Origin of the sequence: Mannheimia granulomatis, from assembly GCF_011455695.1 — a bacterium.
GTDB lineage: Bacteria > Pseudomonadota > Gammaproteobacteria > Enterobacterales > Pasteurellaceae > Mannheimia > Mannheimia granulomatis_A.
Genome location: NZ_CP015030.1, coordinates 2,162,393 through 2,185,399, shown reverse-complemented (window position 1 = coordinate 2,185,399; position 23,007 = coordinate 2,162,393). Strand labels below are relative to the sequence as shown.

At 42.6% G+C, this 23,007-nt stretch carries 19 protein-coding genes; 10 read left to right on the top strand and 9 right to left on the bottom strand.

Going from position 1 to position 23,007, the window contains the following annotated elements:
• Positions 1-92: 92 nt before the first annotated feature.
• The 7 genes from A4G16_RS10510 (at position 93) to citG (ending at position 8,099) form a co-directional block, all read left to right on the top strand.
• Positions 93-833 carry a GntR family transcriptional regulator gene (locus A4G16_RS10510; protein WP_165889803.1) on the top strand — a complete coding sequence of 247 codons (741 nt, stop codon included), beginning with the start codon at positions 93-95 and terminating at the stop codon, positions 831-833.
• A 294-nt stretch (positions 834-1,127) separates the two neighbouring features.
• Positions 1,128-2,591 (top strand): anion permease, encoded by a 1,464-nt coding sequence (locus A4G16_RS10505; protein WP_042801800.1) that lies wholly within the window; start codon positions 1,128-1,130, stop codon positions 2,589-2,591.
• A gap of 87 nt (positions 2,592-2,678) precedes the next feature.
• Positions 2,679-3,743 carry a 4-oxalomesaconate tautomerase gene (locus A4G16_RS10500; protein ID WP_165889802.1) on the top strand — a complete coding sequence of 355 codons (1,065 nt, stop codon included), beginning with the start codon at positions 2,679-2,681 and terminating at the stop codon, positions 3,741-3,743.
• 48 nt (positions 3,744-3,791) lie between these two features.
• Positions 3,792-4,079: a citrate lyase acyl carrier protein gene (gene citD, locus A4G16_RS10495; protein ID WP_027073378.1), complete on the top strand. Its 288-nt coding sequence runs from the start codon at positions 3,792-3,794 to the stop codon at positions 4,077-4,079.
• Positions 4,080-4,087: 8 nt separating this feature from the next.
• Entirely contained in the window at positions 4,088-4,963 is an 876-nt protein-coding gene (gene citE, locus A4G16_RS10490) for a citrate (pro-3S)-lyase subunit beta (RefSeq protein ID WP_207951365.1), read from the top strand.
• Between the two features lie 12 nt (positions 4,964-4,975).
• Positions 4,976-6,475: a citrate lyase subunit alpha gene (citF, locus tag A4G16_RS10485; RefSeq protein WP_165889800.1), complete on the top strand. Its 1,500-nt coding sequence runs from the start codon at positions 4,976-4,978 to the stop codon at positions 6,473-6,475.
• A 271-nt stretch (positions 6,476-6,746) separates the two neighbouring features.
• Positions 6,747-8,099 carry a triphosphoribosyl-dephospho-CoA synthase CitG gene (citG, locus tag A4G16_RS10480; RefSeq protein ID WP_165889799.1) on the top strand — a complete coding sequence of 451 codons (1,353 nt, stop codon included), beginning with the start codon at positions 6,747-6,749 and terminating at the stop codon, positions 8,097-8,099.
• A gap of 61 nt (positions 8,100-8,160) precedes the next feature.
• Here citG and A4G16_RS10475 read toward each other — a convergent pair whose 3' ends face one another.
• The 5 genes from A4G16_RS10475 to A4G16_RS10455 form a co-directional block, all read right to left on the bottom strand.
• Complete coding sequence (locus tag A4G16_RS10475) at positions 8,161-9,294, bottom strand: Gfo/Idh/MocA family protein (RefSeq protein ID WP_165889798.1); 1,134 nt, start codon at positions 9,292-9,294, stop codon at positions 8,161-8,163.
• A 194-nt stretch (positions 9,295-9,488) separates the two neighbouring features.
• Positions 9,489-10,517 (bottom strand): ABC transporter permease, encoded by a 1,029-nt coding sequence (locus A4G16_RS10470; protein ID WP_165889797.1) that lies wholly within the window; start codon positions 10,515-10,517, stop codon positions 9,489-9,491.
• 11 nt (positions 10,518-10,528) lie between these two features.
• The gene (locus A4G16_RS10465; RefSeq protein ID WP_165889796.1) at positions 10,529-12,073 is read right to left on the bottom strand and encodes a sugar ABC transporter ATP-binding protein; all 1,545 of its coding nucleotides are present in this window, start codon (positions 12,071-12,073) and stop codon (positions 10,529-10,531) included.
• Positions 12,074-12,121: 48 nt separating this feature from the next.
• On the bottom strand, positions 12,122-13,060 hold the full coding sequence (locus tag A4G16_RS10460; protein ID WP_165889795.1) for a sugar ABC transporter substrate-binding protein: 939 nt from the start codon (positions 13,058-13,060) through the stop codon (positions 12,122-12,124).
• Between the two features lie 383 nt (positions 13,061-13,443).
• Positions 13,444-14,955, bottom strand: coding sequence for a CoA-acylating methylmalonate-semialdehyde dehydrogenase (locus tag A4G16_RS10455; RefSeq protein ID WP_165889794.1), 1,512 nt, complete (start codon positions 14,953-14,955; stop codon positions 13,444-13,446).
• A 209-nt stretch (positions 14,956-15,164) separates the two neighbouring features.
• Here A4G16_RS10455 and iolB point away from each other — a divergent pair, with 209 nt between their 5' ends.
• Positions 15,165-15,986 carry a 5-deoxy-glucuronate isomerase gene (iolB, locus tag A4G16_RS10450; protein WP_165889793.1) on the top strand — a complete coding sequence of 274 codons (822 nt, stop codon included), beginning with the start codon at positions 15,165-15,167 and terminating at the stop codon, positions 15,984-15,986.
• Between the two features lie 36 nt (positions 15,987-16,022).
• On the opposite strand, the gene A4G16_RS10445 is transcribed toward iolB, so the two are convergent.
• From A4G16_RS10445 to A4G16_RS10435, 3 genes are all read right to left on the bottom strand, one after another.
• Positions 16,023-17,474, bottom strand: a complete 1,452-nt coding sequence (locus tag A4G16_RS10445) for an NAD-dependent succinate-semialdehyde dehydrogenase (protein WP_165889792.1) — start codon at positions 17,472-17,474, stop codon at positions 16,023-16,025.
• A gap of 191 nt (positions 17,475-17,665) precedes the next feature.
• The gene (locus A4G16_RS10440) at positions 17,666-18,976 is read right to left on the bottom strand and encodes an anaerobic C4-dicarboxylate transporter (protein ID WP_165889791.1); all 1,311 of its coding nucleotides are present in this window, start codon (positions 18,974-18,976) and stop codon (positions 17,666-17,668) included.
• A 19-nt stretch (positions 18,977-18,995) separates the two neighbouring features.
• Positions 18,996-19,691 (bottom strand): aspartate/glutamate racemase family protein, encoded by a 696-nt coding sequence (locus tag A4G16_RS10435; RefSeq protein WP_165889790.1) that lies wholly within the window; start codon positions 19,689-19,691, stop codon positions 18,996-18,998.
• Between the two features lie 211 nt (positions 19,692-19,902).
• Here A4G16_RS10435 and hypT point away from each other — a divergent pair, with 211 nt between their 5' ends.
• The gene (gene hypT, locus A4G16_RS10430; RefSeq protein WP_165889789.1) at positions 19,903-20,799 is read left to right on the top strand and encodes a hypochlorite stress DNA-binding transcriptional regulator HypT; all 897 of its coding nucleotides are present in this window, start codon (positions 19,903-19,905) and stop codon (positions 20,797-20,799) included.
• 86 nt (positions 20,800-20,885) lie between these two features.
• Here hypT and A4G16_RS10425 read toward each other — a convergent pair whose 3' ends face one another.
• Positions 20,886-22,235, bottom strand: a complete 1,350-nt coding sequence (locus tag A4G16_RS10425; RefSeq protein ID WP_165889788.1) for a GntP family permease — start codon at positions 22,233-22,235, stop codon at positions 20,886-20,888.
• A gap of 187 nt (positions 22,236-22,422) precedes the next feature.
• On the opposite strand from A4G16_RS10425, the gene A4G16_RS10420 reads away from it, so the two are divergent.
• Entirely contained in the window at positions 22,423-22,938 is a 516-nt protein-coding gene (locus A4G16_RS10420) for a gluconokinase (protein WP_165889787.1), read from the top strand.
• Positions 22,939-23,007 lie beyond the last annotated feature (69 nt).

Genomic DNA, 23,007 nt, shown 5'->3' with positions numbered 1-23,007 from the left:
TTAACATCTTTAAAACATATAGATGACTACATGTTAAATACCCTAGTCCCTTTTTAGAAGGACGTCAATGGGTTTAAAAAGGAAAATAATGAATGTTTAACTATGATCAAAAATTTGTAGCGTTAACAAAAATGCCACGTTATTTGCAAATTAAATACGAATTGCAAAAATTTCTTTCGGAGAATAATTGGGGATTTGATAAAGCGATTCCTAGTGAGCAAGAATTATCTACAAATTATGAAGCTTCAATTGGAACTATTCGTAAAGCAGTAGAATGCCTTGTAGAGGAAGGTGTCTTAATTAAGCATCAAGGCAAAGGTACTTTTTTAAAACACCCTGCTTTTGTGGAATCTTCCATTGTACGTTTTTATTTGCGTAATGCGAAAGTGGGTAAACCAGAAACACCTGTTGGAAAAGTAAGAACAGTGAAGTTAGTTAATCCTGAAACAGAAATCAATCAATTACTCAACATTCCATTAGATCAACCTTTACTTTATTTAGAGCGTACTCGATCGGTAGATGGGAAAGTGATTGTTAGCGATAAGATCTGGTTATCGCCGAACAGGTTTGGGGCACTACTTGAGCTCCCTTTAGATCAATTTGAAAATTTACTCTACCCTTTTTATTTCAAAAAATGTGGACAGTTAGTTGTCTCAGCAAAAGAACAGATGAGCATCTTAACTGATTTTTGCGATCCTTACTTAACGGAAGGGAAACCTCAACATGTGGTTAAAGTGTGCCGTACAGCAAAAGGATTAGATAGCAATATCATTGAATATAGAGAGTCTTATGGTCTTGCAAAAGATTTTTATTATGAAACTATCATTACCTAATAAACAAATAGAGGCTATCTTTGATAACTAGCTTGAACTCTCTTTAACTAATTTTTTAGCCGTTATCTGGAACATCCCCATCAATATATCCGATAATAAAAAGGCAGGTTCAAATTAAACCTGCCTTTCTTTTTGAATTACCAATTACACAGCAGAACAAAAAGTAAACAATAAAATATTTTAATTTCATTTTTATGATCTAGTTCAATATTTTGGTATTTCTTAATTGTCTACCTCAATTTAATTAGTTATATATGACTAGTTGAATTTTTAATTGTTATTGAGGTTTACAATATGAACTCTAAAAAACTCTTATATCTTGCAATAGTGCTCGCTTGTCCAGTCGCAACTTATCTCTTTGCAACCCCAGAAGGTATGTCTACTATTGGTTGGCACCTACTAGGAGTTTACATTGGGACAATTCTTGCCCTTATTTTAAAAGTCTATCAAGCCCCAGTCATCTTATTATCGGCAATCGCAATTGCAGCGATAATCATTGGAAATACACCAGCAGAAGTTTTAGCAGATGGTACTAAAATTGCCTTAAAACAAGGAGCTGTATTAGATGGCTACAAATCCGGTACTACATGGCTTATCTTTGCTGCATTTGCAATGAGCGCAGCATTTGTAGGCACTGGTTTAGGTAAACGCATTGCTTATAAAATGATCGGCGCTTTCGGTAAATCAACTTTACGAATCGGTTACATCAATGCTGTTTTAGACTTATTGATCTCACCAGCAATGCCTTCAACAACAGCACGTGGTGGCGGCATTATGGCACCCATCATGGAAGCTACAGCACGCTCATTAGGGTCAGAACCAGGAGAGACTTCACGTAAGGCTGGGCACTACTTATTGTTAAATACTTATATGGTCGTTAAAACTACAGGTTATATGTTCTTTACTGCTATGGCACCAAATGCTGTTGCCCTGGAGTTAATGCGTCCAATTATGGGCATTAATTACGACTGGACACAATGGTTTTTGGCAGCTTGTGTGCCAGGTATTGTTTCTCTTATCTTAATGCCTTTTGTCGCTTATATTCTCTATAAACCAGAGATTACGGAAGTAAATAACAAAGAAATTGCTAAGAAAGGCTTAGAAGAAATGGGGCCGATGAAAACCAAAGAAAAGATTCTTGCTGGTTTATTTGTTGCTGCCATTATCGGTTGGGTTTTTTCTGATGTATTAGGAGTGAGTGCTTCAACAGTTGCAATTTGTGCAATGGCATTAATCTTAGCAACGTCGGTACTTACTTGGGATGATATGCTTAAAAACAAAGGTGGTTGGACAACCTTTACTTGGTATGGAGCACTACTTGGTTTAGCGGGCGTATTAGATAAAGCGAAATTCTTTGATTGGTTATCGGCAGCGATGGGAAATATGTTCTCTGGGGCAGAGATGAATACAACCTTCGCTACAGTATTAATATTAGCCTTAAGTGTAGCAGTACGTTATTTATTTGCTTCAGGTGGTGCTTATGTAGCAGCAATGGTTCCGGTATTCTCTGCTGTAGGTGTAGCTGTTGGGGCTGATCCGGTACTACTTTCACTCGGTTTATTATTTTCAAATAGCTACGGTAGCATGGTAACACATTATGGCTCAGGTCCTGCTGCGGTAATTTATGGCATTGGTTACCATGACCTAAAATCCTTCTGGATTGTAGGTGGTATATGTGCCGTTGTCACTTTAATTATTCACTGCACAATTGGTTTCGGTTGGTGGTCAATGCTTCATAGTATGGGTGTAATTGGCTGATCTCCAATTACTTCTGTGAAAAGTTTAAATGAACTTGGCGGATCTGTTCCCGCTTTTTATAAAAGATTTTGTAATTGGAGAAACTATATGAAAAAAGTTCCTTGTATGATTATCCGCGGAGGCACATCTAAAGGCTTGTATTTTTTAAAAGACGATTTACCAACTAGTGTAGCAGAGCGTGATAAGTTTTTAATGACCATTATGGGTTCAGGTGATGCAACCCAAATCAACGGTTTAGGAGGAGCAACAAGCGTAACCAGCAAAGTAGCTATTATCTCAAAATCTGAAAAAGAAGGGGTCGATTTAGATTACCTTTTCGCCCAAATTGGTATTGATCAAAAAGTTGTTGATACAGCCCCGTCTTGCGGAAATATCCTTTCTGGCATTATTTGTTTCGCAAGTGAAAAAGGTTTAATTGAACTACAAGATGGCGTAACTTCGGTGGTGGTAAACAACGTCAATACCAACAGTATTATTGAAGTATCGGCAGAAAGCCCAAACTGCCAACTTAAATATGATGGTACAGCAGAAGTGTCCGGTGTGCCGGGCACTGGATCGCCTGTCAATCTAAACTTCAGTCAAATTGAAGGGGCAAAAACAGGTAAAGTTTTCCCAACCGGCAATAAACAAGACGAGATTAATGGCTACAATGTAACTTGTATTGATGTCGCAATGCCAATGGTATTGTTTAGTGCTAAAGATCTCGGCTTAACCGGAAAAGAATCCAAAGCAGAACTTGATGCAAATAGGGCCCTCTTTGATATTATTGAGCCAATTCGCCGTAAAGCGGGCGAATTAATGGGTTTAGGAGACGTCTCGCAAAAAGTGATTCCTAAAATAGGTATACTTTCACCCCCTACCGGTAAAGGTAATATTACTTCACGTTATTTTGTACCAGATAAATGCCATGCAAGCCATGCTGTCACAGGCTCAATTTGTGTATCCGCCGCTTGTAATATTGAAGGTACAGTTGCTCACCCACTTTATAAGGACACTGGTTCTGTGGTAACGATTGAGCATCCATCAGGCTTTATCAGTGTAGATATGATGTGTGAAAAAACCAATGACAGTTATAAATTCACTCGTTCTGCATTAGTTCGTACAGCACGCCCACTAATGATGGGTGAGGTATATTACGACGAGAGTTTGTAATCTCATCAACCAGATTATGATTTAAACCTAATTATTAAGGAATGTATTATGCAAATAATTAAAGTTGCTGTTGCAGGTACGCTAGAATCAAGTGATGTTCAGGTTCGCATCACTCCTGCAACATCATTAGATATTGAGTTAAATAGCTCAGTAGGCAAACAATTTGGTGAAGATATTTTAGCAACAATTCAAGATGTATTAACCACTTTTGAAGTGAAAGCCGCCCAGGTGATTGTAGAAGACAGAGGGGCATTAGATTGTGTACTTCGCGCTCGTTTAAAAGCCGCACTTTTACGGGCAACAGAAGAAGAAATTGACTGGGAGAAAGTACTATGAGCCAGAAAATAAAATTAAGAAGAAGTATGCTTTTTGTCCCAGGCTCAAATGCGGCAATGCTCAGCAATACATTTATTTATAAACCAGATGCCATTATGTTTGACCTAGAAGATGCCGTAGCATTACAGGAAAAAGATTCTTCCCGTATCTTGGTTGCACATGCGTTACAACACCCACTTTATCAAGACATGGAAACCGTAGTTCGCGTAAATCCATTAGATTCCGAATTTGGCTTAAAAGACTTAAATGCCGTAGTACGTGCCGGTGTTGATGTGGTACGTATGCCGAAAACAGAAACTGCTCAAGACGTGATTGATATGGATAATGCAATCACTGAAATTGAAAAAGCTTGTGGACGAGAATTAGGATCAACCTTAATGTTAGCAGCAATAGAATCACCACTAGGCATTACCCAAGCCAATCAAATTGCGACAGCCTCAAATCGCTTAATCGGTATCGCACTTGGGGCTGAAGACTATGTGCGTAATTTAAAAACAGAGCGCTCTGCAGACGGTATTGAATTATTATTTGCTCGCTGCTCAATCTTGCAAGCAGCTCGAGCAGCCGGTATTCAAGCTTTCGATACGGTTTACTCAAATGTCAATAATGAAGAAGGTTTTCTCAATGAAGCTGCGCTTATCAAACAATTAGGATTTGACGGTAAATCATTAGTAAATCCTCGCCAAATTGAGCTACTACATAATTTATTTGCACCAACACAGAAAGATGTAGAACAGGCACAGAGTATTATTGAAGCGGCAGAAGAAGCAAAACGTAAAGGCTTAGGTGTGGTATCACTGAACGGCAAAATGATCGATGCACCAATTATCGATCGTGCACAATTAGTACTTCAACGTGCAAAACATGGTATTCATGAAGAGTAAGGAAGAACCATTATGACAACTAGAGAACAACGTATCGAAAAATTTAATGGTAATAAACCTGTTTACCAAGCTAAACCAAAAGCAGAATCACTGATTCGTACGGCAAAAGATCGTAAAGTTTGTAATAGCCTCGAAGAAGCTATTCGCCGCTCAGGATTAAAAGACGGCATGACCGTTTCGTTCCACCATGCCTTCCGCGCAGGCGACTTCGTGGTCAATATGGTGATGAACAAAATTGCTGAGATGGGCTTTAAAAATTTAACTCTTGCCTCTAGCTCATTAATCGACAGCCATTTTCCAATTATTGAACATATTAAAAATGGGGTTGTAACCAAAATTTATTCGTCAGGAATTCGCGGTAAATTAGCAGATGAAATTTCCAAAGGGATCTTAAAAGAACCTGTGCATATCCACTCCCATGGAGGTCGTGTTCACTTAGTCAAATCCGGTGAATTAAAAATTGACGTGGCATTTTTAGGCGTGCCAATGTGTGATAAATTTGGTAATGCCAATGGCTTTAGCGGTAAAAGTAAATGTGGTTCATTAGGTTATGCTCGTATCGATGCGGAATATGCCGATAAAGTTGTACTATTAACTGAAGAATTTGGCGAATATCCACTTAATCCCGCCAGTATCACTCAAGATCGTGTGGATTTAATCGTACAAGTAGATGAAGTGGGCGATCCGAAGAAAATCGGTGGAGGAGCAACCCGTATGACCACCAACCCACGAGAACTATTAATCGCACGCAAATGTGCGGAAGTGATCTTCAATTCAGGCTATTTTAAAGACGGTTTTTCATTCCAAACAGGAACAGGTGGAGCATCACTTGCAGTAACACGTTTCCTTGAAGATAAAATGCGCCGTAAAAATATCACAGCCAGTTTTGGTTTAGGTGGAATTACTTCAACCATGGTGGCATTACATGAAGCAGGTCTCATCAAAAAATTAATTGATGTACAATCTTTTGATAAAGATGCAGCAGAATCACTTGCCCGTAACTCAAATCATATTGAAGTCTCAGCAAACCAATACGCCAATTTCAGTTCAAAAGGCGCTTCTGTTGAACGTCTAGATGTGGTTATTTTATCTGCACTTGAAATTGACACGAAATTTAATGTCAATGTTTTAACCGGTTCTGATGGTGTGATTCGCGGCGCTTCAGGCGGGCATTGCGATACGGCCTCCTCAGCACAGGTTGCCATTATTGTAGCGCCATTGGTGCGTGGTCGCATTCCTTGTGTAGTTGAAAATGTACTCACTTGCGTCACCCCGGGTGAAAATATTGATATTCTTGTGACAGATCACGGTGTCGCAGTCAATCCAAAACGTCCAGATCTAATTGAAAAATTAACGGAAGCAGATATTGAATTATTCAGTATTGAGCAGCTCTGTGAACGAGCATATAGTATTACAGGCAGACCAAAAGAAATTGAGGTAACCGATCAGCCTGTTGCTGTGGTACGTTACCGTGATGGTTCAGTAATTGATACAGTTTATGCAGTCAAATAATAATGCTAGTTAGCTATTAATGATCTGCACCTCAAATGTTGGATTCAACCAACAGCTTAAGGTGCGGATTTTTTCTGGCTTGAACCTCATACACTAGTCTTTAACTCTTCGGTATTTCAATTTATTTAAAAATACTATCGATAGGCAGATTTGCCTAATCTCAATATTCTTAGACTTGCCGTAATGCAAGCGGTGCTTATTGAACAATTTTCGACAAAATAGCATTAAATACACTTTACTTTAGAACAAAAACCCGAGACAAAATACTCAAATGCACAACAAATTTATTCGTTTCTTCTCTTTGGACGGAGATAAAGTTTCCCTTGAACAGCTGCTTGAAGCACGAGAAAACCGAGTCTTATTACAGCAGCAATGCCTCCAACAATATGGGCAAACGTTACTTTCTGTGACCTTGTTAGCTGTTGGCGAAGTCAAGAAAAATGCCTTATTAGACTATGTATTCGAAAAAGCGTTAAGCAGCCTCTCTATACTTTTTCAGCAATTAAATATTCAACCTACCGCAGAATTTATTCGCCCATTCAACACAGGGCATGAAGCCCTATTTGTCTTACCGATAGATGCAAAACAGCTAAAAAAATTAACAATAGAATTAGAAGATAGTTCAGCTCTTGCCCGCCTTTGGGATATTGATGTGATTGATTCACGAGGCCAGTTACTCAGTCGTACAGAATTTAATATTCCACCCCGTCCTTGTTTAATTTGTTCAGAGAATGCAAAAAGTTGTGCGAGATCCCGCAAACATACTCTTAATGAAATCTATACAGAAATACAACGACGCGCCCGAACATTTTACTTAGCAGAAAATATTTCTGAATCTGTTTATCAAGCTTTATTGAAAGAAGTTTACCTTACCCCTAAGCCTGGATTAGTTGATCGTAGTAACAACGGTGCACACAACGATATGAATGTGCGAACCTTTGAACGCAGTGCTGTCGCTCTACGTCCCTTCTTCACTCAATTTGTCTTAAAAGGCATTGCTACTGCAAACCTTCCCGTTAAGCAAATTTTAACGCAAATCAGACCGCTTGGTCTGCAAGCAGAAAAAGCTATGTTTCAAGCGACAAACAACGTGAATACCCACAAGGGGGCGATTTTTGCCTTTGGCTTAGTTTGCACCGCAATTGGCCGATTATTTGAACAAAAAACAGATATAAATCACACTAACATTTGTCAGCTTGTTGCACAATTTGCACAGGGCTTGACCACCGAATTACAGCATTACTCCGCCAATCAGCCTCTTACTGCTGGAATAATGCTCTACCGAGAATATGGTTTAACAGGCGCAAGAGGAGAAGCAGAAAGCGGCTTTGGCACAATCCACCCTGTCCTAGCTGAATATACAAACCAAAAGATTGAAAATGATGAAATTTGGTTACGCATTTTATTGAAAATAATTGCAAAAAATAATGATACCAATGTAGTTCACCGAGGTGGCATAAATGCCCTATACTGGGTGCAAAACGAGGCAAAACGCCTATTAAATGATGAAGATTTCAACCTAAAAAATTTGCACTCTTTTGATAATGCTTGCATTCACAAAAATATTAGTTGTGGAGGTAGTGCCGATTTGTTGGCATTGACCATTTTTCTGTTAAACCTTTGACATTCCCCCTGCTCTAAATAAGGATTTATCTTTTGAAGATGCGATATAAGATACCATCTATTTAAATTTCACTTATCTCCACCCACCGTTTCTCTTCCGCCGATTTCGCAATCGCTTCCAATACACGGGAGACTTTATAACCTTCTTCAAAATCGGGGAACATTCGGTCATCGGCAGCGATTCCATTAACGAGATCGCGAATTTCTACCGCTTTTTGGTCATTAAAACCGATGCCGTGGCCGGCACTGACACAGAAAGCTGCATAGTCGGGGTGCTCCGGCCCAACGAGAATAGTTTTGAAACCTTGGCGGGATTTGTCATCATCGTGCAGATAGAGTTTCAATTCCGCCATCCGTTCTTGAGTATAGCTGAGCGTGCCTTTGGTGCCGGTTACCACATAAGTTAGCCCCATTTTGCGGCCACAAGCGATGCGGGAGCTTTCAATCATGCCCATCACACCGTTGGCAAAACGTACTAAGGCAGTGGCTTGGTCTTCATTTTCGACTGGGATTTTTTCTGCCAAGTTTTGTGGATTTGGGCGTTCGGTTATGACGGTTTGCATATCGCCAACGACACTGATAATCTCCTCCCCAACCAGATAGTGAGCCATACTGACAATGTGCGCAGCTAAATCGCCCAGTGTTCCTAGCCCGGCTTTGGCTTTGTAGCAATGCCAGTCAATCGGTGTGTTAGGGTTGGCGAGATAGTCTTCGTTGTGAGTGCCGTAAAAATGTACCACCTCGCCAATTTCGCCGTTTTGGATAATTTGGCGAGCAAGTTGTGTCGTGGGGTTCTTGATGTAATTAAAGCCAACCAACGTTTTTACGCCTGCTTTTTGTGCGGCTTCAACCATCTCTTTGGCATCGGCGGCAGTCAATGCCAGCGGTTTTTCGGAATAGACGTGTTTGCCGTGTTTAATCGCTTCAAGGGCGATTTCTTTGTGCAGAAAATTTGGGGTGCAGATATCGACCACATCAACATTCGGATCATCAACCAGCTTACGCCAGTCATCTGTTGCGCGACTAAAGCCAAATTCTTGGGCTTTTTGTTCAGCAAGGGCTTGGTTAATTTCGGCGAGGTATTCGAGTTGGAGTTTGCCTTTAAGCGGGAAAAGTGTGGGCGCTTGGGCGTAGGCAATGGCGTGGCAACGGCCGATGTAACCTGTGCCGACCAAGCCGATTTTGACGGTTTTCATAGTGTTCTACCTCGTAGGGTACGTTTGCCAACGTACCGAAAAATCTTTCGATCGTTGAGCTTGTCGAAATGACTTTTCGCTTATGGCTCAACAAGCTCACCAACCGCTCAAAAAAGGTGCTTTGGCAAGTGCACCTGACAAAACAAGCGGTCTGTTTTTGCAAAAATTTTACAAATTCAGACCGCTTGTTTCAGTTAAATCGCCCCTCGTCTGCTCTTCGCATAGGTATCAAAGGCAACGGCGAGGATAATGATGATCCCCATAATAATCTGTTGATAGTAGGCAGAAACGTCCATCAGCACTAAGCCATTAATCAACACGCCCATAATAATTGAGCCGATGATCGTGCCGGTAATCCGTCCATATCCGCCCATCAGTGAGGTTCCACCAATCACCACAGAGGCAATCACACGTAACTCGAACGATACACCAGCAACGGATTCCGCACTGCCTAAACGGGCGGAGAGAATGAAACCGGCTAAGCCTGCTAATGCACCGATTACAACATATACGCTCACTAAGGTTCGATTGATATTCACACCGGCTAAACGTGCGGCTTCGGGATTGCCACCGACGGAGTAGACATAACGTCCCCAGCGGGTTTTGTGAAGAGCAAAGTAACCTATGATCGCAACAAAAGCGAAGATCACAACCGGCACAGGCACGCCTAAAATATCGCCACGTCCCCACCAGCGGTAGCCCTCATCAAAGCCGGCAATTGGCGAACCGTTGTTCAGTACTAAGGTAACTCCACGCCAAATCGTCATACCGCCAAGTGTAATAATAAACGGCGGTAATTTAAGTTTAGTGACACCCAATCCGTGCAGCCAGCCGATCAATGTGCCTAAACCTAAGCAGATACCTAATCCAATCAGCCAGCTCATTCCCCCCCAAGCACCGGCTTCGACTGTCACAGTATTATCGCCTTTGATAATATAGGCAGCGAACATTGCCGTTACCGCTAAAATTGAGCCGACAGAGAGGTCAATTCCCGCAGTGAGAATCACAAAAGTCATCCCCACCGCCATAATTCCAAAAATAGAGACTTCGGTTAACACATTGTAGATATTGCGTTGAGACAGGAAAGCACTATTTTGTGAGGTAAAGAAAATAATCAGTAAAATTAAGAAAATTAGTACGCCAAATCGTTCAAAGAAGGCAATAAAATCGATTTTTCCTTTATCATCAACCATGCCTAGGTTTTTTAAAAATTGTGTTGTCATATAAACCTCTCTTATGCTGCCTGTTCACGCTGAACGCCGACTGCCATCATTGACATTAATTTTTCTTCGCTTGCCTCATCGCCATGAATTTCGCCGGTTACGCGACCTTCGGATAAGGTAATAATACGGTCTGAAATTGCCATAACTTCAGGTAAATCGGAGGAGATAACCAGCACGGCTACACCCTGTTTTGCCATATCGAACAGCACTTGGTGTACTTCCGATTTGGCGCCGACATCAATCCCACGGGTTGGCTCATCAACAATCAACACTTTTGGGTTTAACGCCATACAGCGGGCTAAAATCACTTTTTGCTGGTTACCGCCGGAAAGCTTACGAGCTTCCAACTCACTACTTGCCATTTTGATGCGTAGAGCTTGGCGGTAAGTTTCGATTAAATCATCTTCTTTATTGTTATCAACAAACAAATTACCTTTCAGCAATTTACCTAAAATTGGCAGGGTCATATTGGTTTTGATTGGTAAGCCGAGTACCAAGCCCTCTTTTTTACGATCTTCCGGCACCAGCGCAACGCCTTTTTCCAATGCATCTAGTGGCGAAACAGCAGAGTATGGTTTGCCGTCTAAGCTGATTTCATCGGCGGTATATTTTTCTACGCCAAATAAGCAGCGGGCAATTTCGGTACGACCTGCGCCTACCAAGCCGGCAATGCCTAACACTTCACCCTCATGAATGTTGAAAGACACGCCGTGTAATGCGATACCGTGAGGGTCAAGTGCCGGTTTTTCACGGTGTAGATTTTTGACTGCTAAACGCACAGGGCGGTGAGTATGATGCGTTTCTTCCGGTGGACGGCGGGTAAAGGCGACTGCACGCCCCACCATCATACGGATAATGTCATCCACATTCACATTTTTCACTTCACCTTCGCCCGAGTAACGTCCGTCTTGGAACACGGTAAAGCGATCACATAGCGCAAACACTTCGTTTAAACGGTGGGTCACATAAATCACACTGACACCACGGCTTTTTAAATCACGCACGATTTGGTGAAGGGTTTCCACCTCTTTGTCACTAAGGGCAGCAGACGGCTCGTCCATAATGATCAGTTTGGCGTTTAAAGTCATTGCTCGAGCAATTTCTACCATCTGTTGTTGTGCAACACTTAAACGAGAAACTTGAGTATCCGGTTTGATATTTAAGCCGAGGTTATCCAGCACCATTTGGGCTTCGTCGTTTACCGCTTTTTCATTGACAAACAAGCCTTTGGTTGGCTCGCGCCCGAGGAAAAAGTTTTCCGCCACCGTCATATTCGGCAGCAAATTAAATTCTTGATAGATAGTCACAATCCCTTTGAGCTGGCGATCAAAAGGTGAATCATCCAAGCTTAAGGTTTCGCCATTAAAGATAATCTCACCGCTGGTTTGCGGTTGTGCGCCGGAAAGGGCTTTTAATAGGGTGGATTTACCCGCACCATTCTCACCCAGTAATGCGTGAACTTCACCCGCACCTACGGTAAGTTTAACGCCGTTTAGCGCCATTACACCAGAGAAACTTTTTTTCAAGTCTCGGACTTCAAGTAAAGGAGTAGACATACAACCTCCGAAAGAAAAACCTCCCCACCTCAGCAGGGAGGCAAAAAATTATTCGCTCACTTCTGCAAAACGTTCCGCTTCTTGCAGGTTATCTTTTAGAATAATTTTCGGTGGATAGTCTGCACCACTCACTTCTTTTTTATCACGAATGTTGCCGACCACTTGCTCTAAGGCCGTGCTGACTGCAAAGCCCGGGCGTTGGTCAGCAGTTAAGAATAACCAGCCGTCTTTCACTCGTGCTAATGCTTCCGGAGTTGCATCAAAGCCAGTTACCAGAATTTCACCTGCTTTTAAGCCTTGGCTACGTAATGCTTCAATTGCGCCGAGCGCCATATCGTCGTTTGCAGAGATGATCACTTCCGGTTTCTCTTTTAAGGTTGGCAGCACACTTTCGATAATACGTAAACCTTCAGAACGTAACCAGTTACCGGTTTGGTCTACAATGATTTTGTATTTATCGCCACCAGCGGCTAATTCATCACGAATCCCTTTGGTGCGCTCAATGTTAGAGGTTGAACCCGGCTGACCGGTTAAGAGAATCACTTTCGCACCGTTAGGGTATTTTGCTTTCACCGCTTTCGCCACTTCCTGACCGCCGGTGTAATTATTTGCACCAAAGTGTGGAACAGGCTTGCTGCTCTCTACTTTACGGTCAAGAGTCGCAGCCGGAATTTTTTCTTTGATAATATCTTCAACAGCAGCTGAAATCGCATTAACATCATTTGGAGAGATGATTACGCCTTTTGCACCACGCGTAATGGCATTTTCCAAATCAGAAGCCTGTTTGGTGGAAGAGCTTTGACCGTCTAAAACTTGTAGCTTCACCTCCAGCTTTTTACCGGTTTCCAATGCTACTTTTTGAAGTTGTACTTCAAACGGGCTGGACAAGTTTGGCAGACTGAAAACCACCAACTCATCTTTTGCAAAACTGTTTACTGCCAAACCTAGGGTTAATGCACTTAACGCAAATTTAAAACGCTTTTTCATAAGAGATCCTCTTGATAGATGGAAATTGACGGCAACGAATTGCCAACGTTACTTCAAACTGCGAAGAAAAATGAAGTTTTATTTCACCTTTAAGATTTTATGAAATAAATTTTTCAAAAAAGAATATATCATTCTAAATTTTACCAACCAATATCTTTGTTTCAAATTTGTTACACAGATCACATTTTTTCGGAAAAAGTCGATACAAGCGGTCAATTTTTGCTGTTTTTTTACAAATTTCTATAAGTAGAGTGGGCTAACGCCTATACTGCATCATGAATTCATATCTGAATGGTGCAGCAAGTTGCCCCTTATTAGAAAAAACAAAAAAGCGGCGATGGCTCGCCGCTAAACACTCAAAAAAGGAAATGTACTCAGTTTTATTATAATGTTGGGAAATTAAATGCCGCTTGGCTACGAACCGCACTGTCCGGCCAACGGGTTGTGATGGTTTTCATACGGGTGTAGAAACGCACACCGTCAGTGCCATAGACATTGAGTGGCCCGAAGATCGAGGCCTTCCAACCACCGAAGCAGTGGAACGCCATCGGCACCGGAATTGGAATGTTCACGCCCACCATACCGGCTTGCACGTCTTGGGTAAATTGGCGTGCTGAGTCACCATCTGCCGTGAAAATCGCACTACCGTTACCGTATCGGTGGCTGTTGATTAACGCAATCCCTTCGGTATAATCTTTCACACGAACGACCGACAACACCGGCCCGAAGATTTCATCTTGCCAAATGGTCATTTCAGGCGTCACATTATCAAACAACGTACCGCCTACGAAATAGCCGTTCTCATTGCCTGCCACTTTGTAACCACGTCCGTCCACACAGAGTTTCGCCCCTTGTGCCACACCTTGGTCGATGTAACTTTCGATTTTCGCTTTATGCTCTTTCGAAATGACCGGTCCCATATCATTTTCCGGCGTACCTTCCGGCAGTATGCCTGCGCCGATTTTCAGTGCTTTCACTTTTGGAATAAGTTCTTCAACGATTTTATCTGCAAGCTCATCACCTACGATCACAGCAACTGACAACGCCATACAACGCTCACCCGCTGCACCGAATGCCGCTCCAAGTAAGGCGTTGACCGTGCCTTGTACATCGGCATCCGGCATAATCAAGGCATGGTTTTTCGCACCACCCAAGGCTTGAACACGTTTGCCGCTTGCTGAGCCTTTCTCATAAATATAGTGTGCGATCGGGGTTGAGCCAACAAAACTCACCGCTTGAATGCGAGGGTCGGTTAAGAGAATATCTACGGCTTCTTTATCCCCTTGGACTACGTTGAACACACCGTCCGGCAAACCGGCTTCTTTTAATAATTCGGCTAAGCGAATAGACACACTTGGATCTTTTTCAGACGGTTTCAACACGAAGGTATTACCGCAGGCAATTGCCACCGGGAACATCCACATCGGCACCATTGCAGGGAAGTTGAACGGCGTAATGCCTGCCACAACCCCTAATGGTTGTTGGATTGAGTGAATGTCGATACCACGCCCGGCATTCGCTGAAAACTCACCTTTTTGCAAGTGTGGAATGCCTGTTGCAAACTCCACCACTTCTAAACCACGGGTTAATTCACCAATCGCATCGGAGTAGATTTTGCCGTGCTCGGAGCTGATTAAACGCGCTAATTCATCAAAGTTAGCTTCTAGTAATTCTTTGAATTTGAATAACACGCGCGCGCGACGTAATGGCGATTGTTGCGACCAGCTTTTGAATGCCGTATCTGCTGCTGCAATTGCCGCATCCACTTCTGCCGGCGTGCTGAGTTTCACTTTTTTGGTTTCTTCGCCTGTTGCAGGGTTAAATACGGAAGTAACACGTTGGCTTTGGCTTTCGACCACAACACCATTGATAAAATTTTTCACAAATTGGCTCATTTAAAGCTCCTTATTTGAGGTTTATAGAGAAGAAGGACAACCGATAAACTACCGCTAAAAATGAAAAATATCAATACAAATAGAACAAAAATGAAAAATTTATTTCATTTTTGTGATCTCGCTAACAAGTTTGAAGATTGCCAATACCCAAAAAACGATCATTTCGGTATAGTAAGCTTGTCATTTCACCACGATGGAGAAGAAACACGATGAGTTTTTTACTTTCAAAATACAGTAGATCCCCTGAGAACGGGCAAATTCAAGACATTACCCCTCAAAACGCCAACTGGGAATACGTTAGCTTTGCAGCCTATGAGCTAGACAATCAATCCCTTACCTTAGAAAGCAGCGAAAACGAACTCTGCTTGGTGTTTGTTGCCGGTAAAGGTTCGGTTTATGTGGATGAGTATGCCTTTGAAAACATCGGTAACCGAGCCAGCCCGTTTGAAAAAATCCCACCGTATGCGGTCTATATTCCGCCACACAAGCAGGTAAAGGTAGTTACAAGCGGTCAATTAGAGCTTGCCGTTTGCAAAGCCCCCGGATTTGGCAATCACCCTGTGCGTTTGATTACACCAAACGACATCGGCGTAGAAAAACGCGGTTTTGGCAACAACCAACGCTTAGTCCACAACATTCTGCCTGAAACCGAACCGGCAGACAGTTTATTGGTGGTCGAAGTGTTCACAGATGAAGGTAACACCAGCTCCTACCCAAGCCATAAACACGATGAGAAAGATTCGCCAAATGAAACCTATTTAGAAGAGAGTTACTACCACCGATTCGACCCACCGCAAGGGTTTGCAATGCAACGGGTTTACACTGATGACCGCAGCCTAGATGAGTGTATGGCAGTGTACGATAAAGATGTGGTAAAAGTGCCACGTGGCTACCACCCGGTTGCAACCATTGCCGGTTACAACAACTATTACCTGAATGTGATGGCAGGGCCGGTGCGCCAATGGAAATTCACTTGGGAGAAAGACCACTTGTGGGTCAATAGTGAAGCCTATAAAGCGAAGTTTGAGTAAAGACTAATAAGGTGCGTGTAAACGCACCTTCATTTTTTAGATTTTCATACAGAGATATTTCATCTCTAAAAACTCTTCAATCCCATATTTTGAGCCTTCTCGACCGATACCGGACTCTTTCACACCACCAAACGGTGCAATCTCATTGCTGATAATGCCTTCATTAATGCCGACGATACCATATTCCAGCTGTTCAGAAACCCGCCAAATACGAGAGTTATTCTCACTAAACAAGTAAGCTGCCAGCCCAAATTCGGTATCATTTGCCCATTCAATCACCTGTTCTTCAGTCTCAAATTTGAAGATAGGAGCAAGCGGAGCAAAGGTCTCTTCTTTGGCAACCTGCATAGCTTGGGTAACGTGGGTTAAAATCGTCGGTTGGAAAAAAGTGCCACCTAATTCGTGACGTTTACCGCCCAAAACCAATTCTGCACCCAGTGAAAGGGCGTTTTGAATATGTTGTTCCACTTTCTCGACTGCTTTTTCACTGATGAGTGCGCCCATGGTGACGCCCTCATCAAACGGCGAGCCGAGTTTTATGGCTTCCACTTTCTGTTTGAATTTTGCAAGAAATTGCTCATAAATACCCGCTTGTACATAAATGCGGTTAGCACACACGCAGGTTTGCCCTGCATTGCGGAATTTGGAGGCAAACACGCCTTCCACTGCGGTGTCTAGATCGGCATCATCAAACACAATCGCTGGCGCATTACCCCCCAATTCCAATGCCAATTTTTTTACTGTGCTGGCTGCTTGTTGCATCAAAATTTTGCCGACACGGGTCGAGCCTGTGAAAGTGAGTTTACGCACGGCAGGATTGGTACTCAGCTCTCGTCCAACTGCCTCGGTATCACTACTGGTAACCACATTAAACACACCTTTTGGAATACCTGCTTGCTCTGCCAACTTAGCCAATGCCAATGCAGAAAGTGGTGTTTCTGCCGCTGGCTTGATTACAATTGCGCAACCGGCTGCCAAAGCAGGAGCTGCTTTGCGGGTAATCATTGCATTCGGGAAATTCCACGGGGTAACCGCCGCTACCACACCGATAGGTTGTTTAGTCACAAACAAACGTCGCCCAGCTTTATCTTGTGGTAGCACGTCACCACAAATCCGTTTTCCTTCCTCAGCAAACCATTCAATAAAACTTGCTCCATAAGCAATTTCACCCCGACTTTCTGCAAGCGGTTTACCCTGTTCTAGGCTTAAAATTTGGGACAGTTCTTCTTGGTTTTGCATAATCAGATCAAACCATTTGCGTAAAATGATTGCACGCTCTTTAGGAAGTAGTGCTTGCCACTTTTTCTGCGCAAGAAAGGCTTGCTCAATCGCATAACTCACCTCTTCTACCCCTAAATCCGCTACATCACCAATCTTCTCACCGTTTGTCGGATTATATACCGCAAAGGTTTTACCACATTGGCTCGATACAAAATTACCATTGAGATAAGCTTTAAAGATAAGTAGAGAAAATTTGCTATATGACATAATCACCCTCATTTAAATGGCTAAAAAGAGAACAGAATTGACTATAATCTAATTTAATTAAAGAGAAAAGGGCTACAAATAACTTTTCACAGTAAAGAACAAATGCACCTTAGAGAAATACTCTTCCTAAGGTGCAAGCACATTTTACTCTTTATTATGGGTTTATAATGTTAATTGCCTAATGCTTATAGTTAAGAAACAATCATCGGCGCCCACGCAAAGCCGAACGCCAGACCGGCTAATACGCCAAAGAGTGCAGGCAGCATAAATGGGTGATCAAGCACATATTTGCCGGCACGGGTTGAACCGGTGGTATCCAGCTCCATTGCCGCAAGGGAGGTTGGGTAGGTCGGTAAAATAAAGATACCGGTAATCGCCACAAAGGAGGCAAGAATTGCCCAGTTCGGCACACCTAAGCTCACCGCAAGCGGAATAATCAACGCAGAGGTTGAGCCTTGTGAATAAAGCAATGCACAGGTGAAGAATAACACTACGGCTAACAGCATTGGGTAAGCACTGAGGATCTCGCCTATAGAGCCTTTAATCGCCGGTAAGTGGGCATCGACAAAGGTCATACCCAGTGTAACGATACCGATGATGACCGCAATTGAGGTCATACCGGAGCGGAAAATTGAGCCGGTGATAATCGCATCAGGTTTGATTTTACCCACTAACATCATCAAGCAAGAAGCCGCCAGCATCATTACGATAATAATGTCACGGGTACTCATTGATTTACCGCTTTCATACACCGGTTTTAATCCCGGTACTGCGGCAAACAGTACAATCAACACTGTTGCTAATAAGAAAATCGCAATCGACAGTTTTGCACCTTTTTGGGTCGCAAGGGTGCTGTTTGAACGTTGAGACGGGCTAACCAATCCGGCTTTTAAACGCTCTAAGTAAACTTTATCATCGTTTAATTCACAACCTTGTCTTGATGCAACAAACGCCCCAACCATTGAAGCAATGAAAGAAGCCGGTAAGCAAACTGCAATGACTTGGAAGAAAGTCACACTATTGTTTTCCATCACCGCAATCATCGCTGCCATTGCCGCACTGAGCGGAGAACCGGCAATTGCTAATTGAGACGACACCACCGAACCGGCTAAGGCACGAGACGGACGGATACCACTCTCTTTCGCCACTTCGGCAATCACCGGTAAGGTCGAGAACACGATAAAACCGGTTCCTGCCATAATCGTCATTAACCAAGTAATCGCCGGTGCGATAAAGTTGATATATTTCGGGTTTTTCCGCATCAGCACTTCGGCATAATGCACCAACAGATCCATACCGCCAACAGCCTGTAACACCGCTGCGGCAAGCACAACTGTCATGATGATCAACATCACATCAATAGGAATAGATCCCATCGGTAAGCCAAAACCCAGTGTCAAAATGGCAAGTCCTAAGCCGCCGTATAAACCAATGCCTAATCCGCCGGAGCGTAGCCCTAAAAAAATAGCGGCAAGCACCACAAAAATTTCTGCATAAATCATAATTCACTTCCTTTATAGATTAATGTGTTTGATACCAATGAATAGCGGCACGCACGAGAGCCAAGGTGGAATCCACATATAAATGAGGTTCTTTTTCGATCTCTTTTGCCAAAATAATCGGCACTTCGGTACAACCTAAAATGATGCTCTCCGCTCCCAGACGGATTAACTCATCACGCTGCTTCAGCATTAATGCAACAGATTGCTCCACCTCGCCGGATTTCAATAAATAGATGCTCTCCATTACCGCTTTCTGCCCCTCCTCAGTCGGACGAATAAAGGTCAGCCCTTGTGCCTCAAGCCGATTTTTATAGAGTTTGGTGGCGAGAGTGGCATCAGTTGCCAATAACCCAATCCGCTGCTTGCCGCTTTGAACCACTTCATTCACCGTTGCCTCAATCATACTGAGCATCTCTACCTTGCTTTTGGTCTTCAACTGTTCAAACCAATAGTGTGCAGTGTTACACGCAATCACGATGCAGCTTGCCCCAGCCTCTTCGAGCTGCTTAACATACTGCTCCATCATCGGTGCAGGACTTTCCCCGCCGCCAAGAATGCAACGGGTTCTGTCCGGAATATCGGGAATGGAAGAAATTAACAGGGGGATATGCTCTTGATCGCAATGTGCCGGTGTCAGTTGGATAAATTTCCGAAACATATCCGCCGTTGCCGCAGGCCCCATTCCGCCTAAGATGCCTATAACATTTTTTGCCATATTGTTCTCTCTAAAAGTGGTTGAATGGAAATGACTTATACAAACAAGTTATGCAAAAAAGAAATGCAATAAATCGAAAGGTTATGCAAATAACGCAACAGGCATACTTAGCAATAGAACAAATACTTTAAAATCAATAAAATAGAATTAATAAGAAGATAAACTTAATGCATACAACAAGAAGTGAATGCAAAAATTGCATAGGTACAAGATGAAAAATATCGAAACAAAATGGTTGGAAGACTTTTTAATATTAGAAGAATGTCGTCATTTTTCCCAAGCGGCAGAAAAACGGAATTTATCGCAATCAGCATTTAGCCGCAGAATTTTGGCGTTAGAAGAGGTACTTGGCGTAAAATTATTTGATCGCTCCGCCATACCGTTGCAATTAACCGAGCAAGGCAAACTGTTTCATTCTCAAACTCGCAATCTACTCCAACAATTAAGCAATAATTTGGACGAATTATTAGGGCATAACTGCAACTCGCCCAACATTAAATTTGCTGCGGCGCATTCACTTTCCCTTTCGATTATGCCTAAGCTCATTCGGCAATTATCGCAAACTGCGGAAAATTTCATTTATTCAGTTGAGTCTATTGATGTGGATCAAACCGTAAACACGTTAATTGAAGGCAAAAGTGATTTTATTTTCTCTTTTTACGATGAAAAATTAATGCAGCCGCCCTTTGTCGCCTTGGAAATATTACAATCCAAGCTTTACCCGATTTCGCCGACCGATATAACAGGCGAACCGTTATTTCACTTGGCAGATAAAAATATCCCCTTATTAAATTACACACCCAATTCCTATATGGGGCGGTTAGTTAATCGGAAATTAGTCCAATACGATCAATTAAATACCAAAACCAAATTTATTTCATCGATGTCGGAATTACTGAAAAATATGGTATTAAATCAACAAGGGATTGCTTGGCTGCCTGAATATTCGATTATTGAAGAATTACAGACCAGAAAAGTGGTGATATTAGACTACGATGATTTAGTTATTCCGATTAAAGGCTATATTTACCGAATGGACACCCGATTAAATAATGCAGCGGAAAGATTTTGGGAACATCTAAAACAGATTCAATCTTTAATGTTTTAAGGCGGGATAAATACGACAAGCGGTCGGTTTTCTGCAAAATTTTGCAAAATCGCAGCAAAATTTGACCGCTTGTCGAGGCTCATCGATTACAGCAAAATACTGCCAATCAACGCAACCACAAAACCGGTAACACCGATGGAAGTTTCCAACATCGTCCACGTTTTCAGCGTGGTTTTCTCGTCCATTTCAAGGAAGCGGCTCATTAGCCAGAAACCGGAGTCGTTCACGTGGGAAAGCACGGTTGCACCGGAGGCGATCGAAATCACGATAAAGCAGAGGTCGAACTGGCTTAAATCGGTTGCCGCTGCCACCGTTGGGGCAATCAGTGCGGCGGTCGTGGTTAAAGCCACCGTTGCTGAACCCTGTGCCACACGGAAGACCGTCGCAATAATAAAGGCAGCCACTACAATCGGCATTCCTGTATCAGACATCATGCCAGATAACACATCGCCGATACCGCTGGCACGTAATACACCGCCGAACATACCGCCGGCACCGGTTACTAATACGATCGAGCAGATTGGGCCAAGTGCGTTGTTACAGATTTTTTCGATTTGGTCGAAGCTGCGGGTGTCTCTCAATAACAAAATCGCCACAATCAAGGTAATCAATAAGGCAATCGGGGTTTTGCCGATTAAACGCAAACTTTGTACCCACAGAGCGTTGCCGTCCACCACTTTGGCAACAGAGAGCGTGTTCAAACCGGTATCAAATAAAATTAAGATGATTGGCAGTAATAATACGGTAAGCACCTTGCCGAAACTTGGTGGGTTTTGCACCGCCATTTCGTTTGCCGATAAGCCATTTAAGAACGCTTTTGGCAGATCAACGTGAACACGTTTGCTGATAAATTGGCTGAACATATAAGTACCAATGTACCAAGTTGGAATTGCACAAACTAAACCCACTAATACTAATAAGCCCATATTTACGCCAAGTAAATCGCCCGAAGCCACCGGGCCGGGGTGCGGCGGAAGGAAAGCGTGCATTACCGCAAATGCTCCTGCAGAAGGGAAAGCGTAACGCAGTACTGAGCCACCAAACTGTTTCGCTACGCTGAAAATAATCGGCAGCATTACCACTAAGCCCGCATCAAAGAAAATCGGAAAACCGAATAGTAACGATGCAACACCTAATGCAAATGGAGCTTTCTCTTTGCCGAATTTGTTGATGAGCGTATCCGCCAGCACTTTCGCCCCGCCGGTGATTTCGAGTAAACGACCAATCATTGCCCCTAAACCGACCAACAACGCCACCGATGCCAGCGTGCTACCAAAACCGCCAAGCAAGGTTGGTAGAATTTTATCGACAGGAATACCTGCCGCCAATGCCGTGAGCAAACTCACAATAATTAATGCTACAAACGCGTGGACTTTGAATTTCATAATCAGCACCAACAGTAAAACGATGGCTGCAAACATAATGAACAGTAACATAGGATCTCCTAAGGTTAAATTGTTATCGGTAACATAATGATAAAACGCACTCTTGTAAATAATCAGTTAATTTTTATTTCAATTTTGTGATCTTCTTCAAATTTTTTGGCTTTTTGTGATGCTTTTTTTGTATAAGATTGGTAAATTTCATCATCACAAACAGTTACCGATAACAAAAGGAGCAAATATGTCTCAAGGAAAGGCTTTTATTTTAATGGGCGTATCCAGTACGGGAAAAACAACCATTGGCACAGCGGTTGCACAAAAATTAGGTATGAAATTAATTGATGGCGATGATCTTCATCCTCGTGCCAATATTATGAAAATGGGAAGTGGTATCCCCTTAAATGATGATGATCGTAAACCGTGGTTAGAAAGAATTAACGATGCCGCATTCAGCCTTGAACAGAAAAGTGAAAAAGGCATTATTGTGTGTTCGGCCTTAAAGAAAAAATACCGTGATCAAATCCGTCAGGGCAACGCTAACGTCTCCTTTATTTTTTTACACGGTTCATTTGAGCTGGTGTTAGAACGAATGAAACAACGCCAAGGGCATTTTATGAAAGCTGAAATGCTGCAAAGCCAGTTCAACACGCTGGAAATCCCGCAAGCGGACGAATCTGATGTGATTTTTATTGATATTGAAGGCAGTTTTGAAAATGTCGTCGAGCGATGTGTGCAAGCGGTTAAAAATCTACTTTAAAATGCAAAAATCAAGGATTTCATGCTATAAACTAAAATGATACAAAAATTAAAAATCTATCCTTGAAAA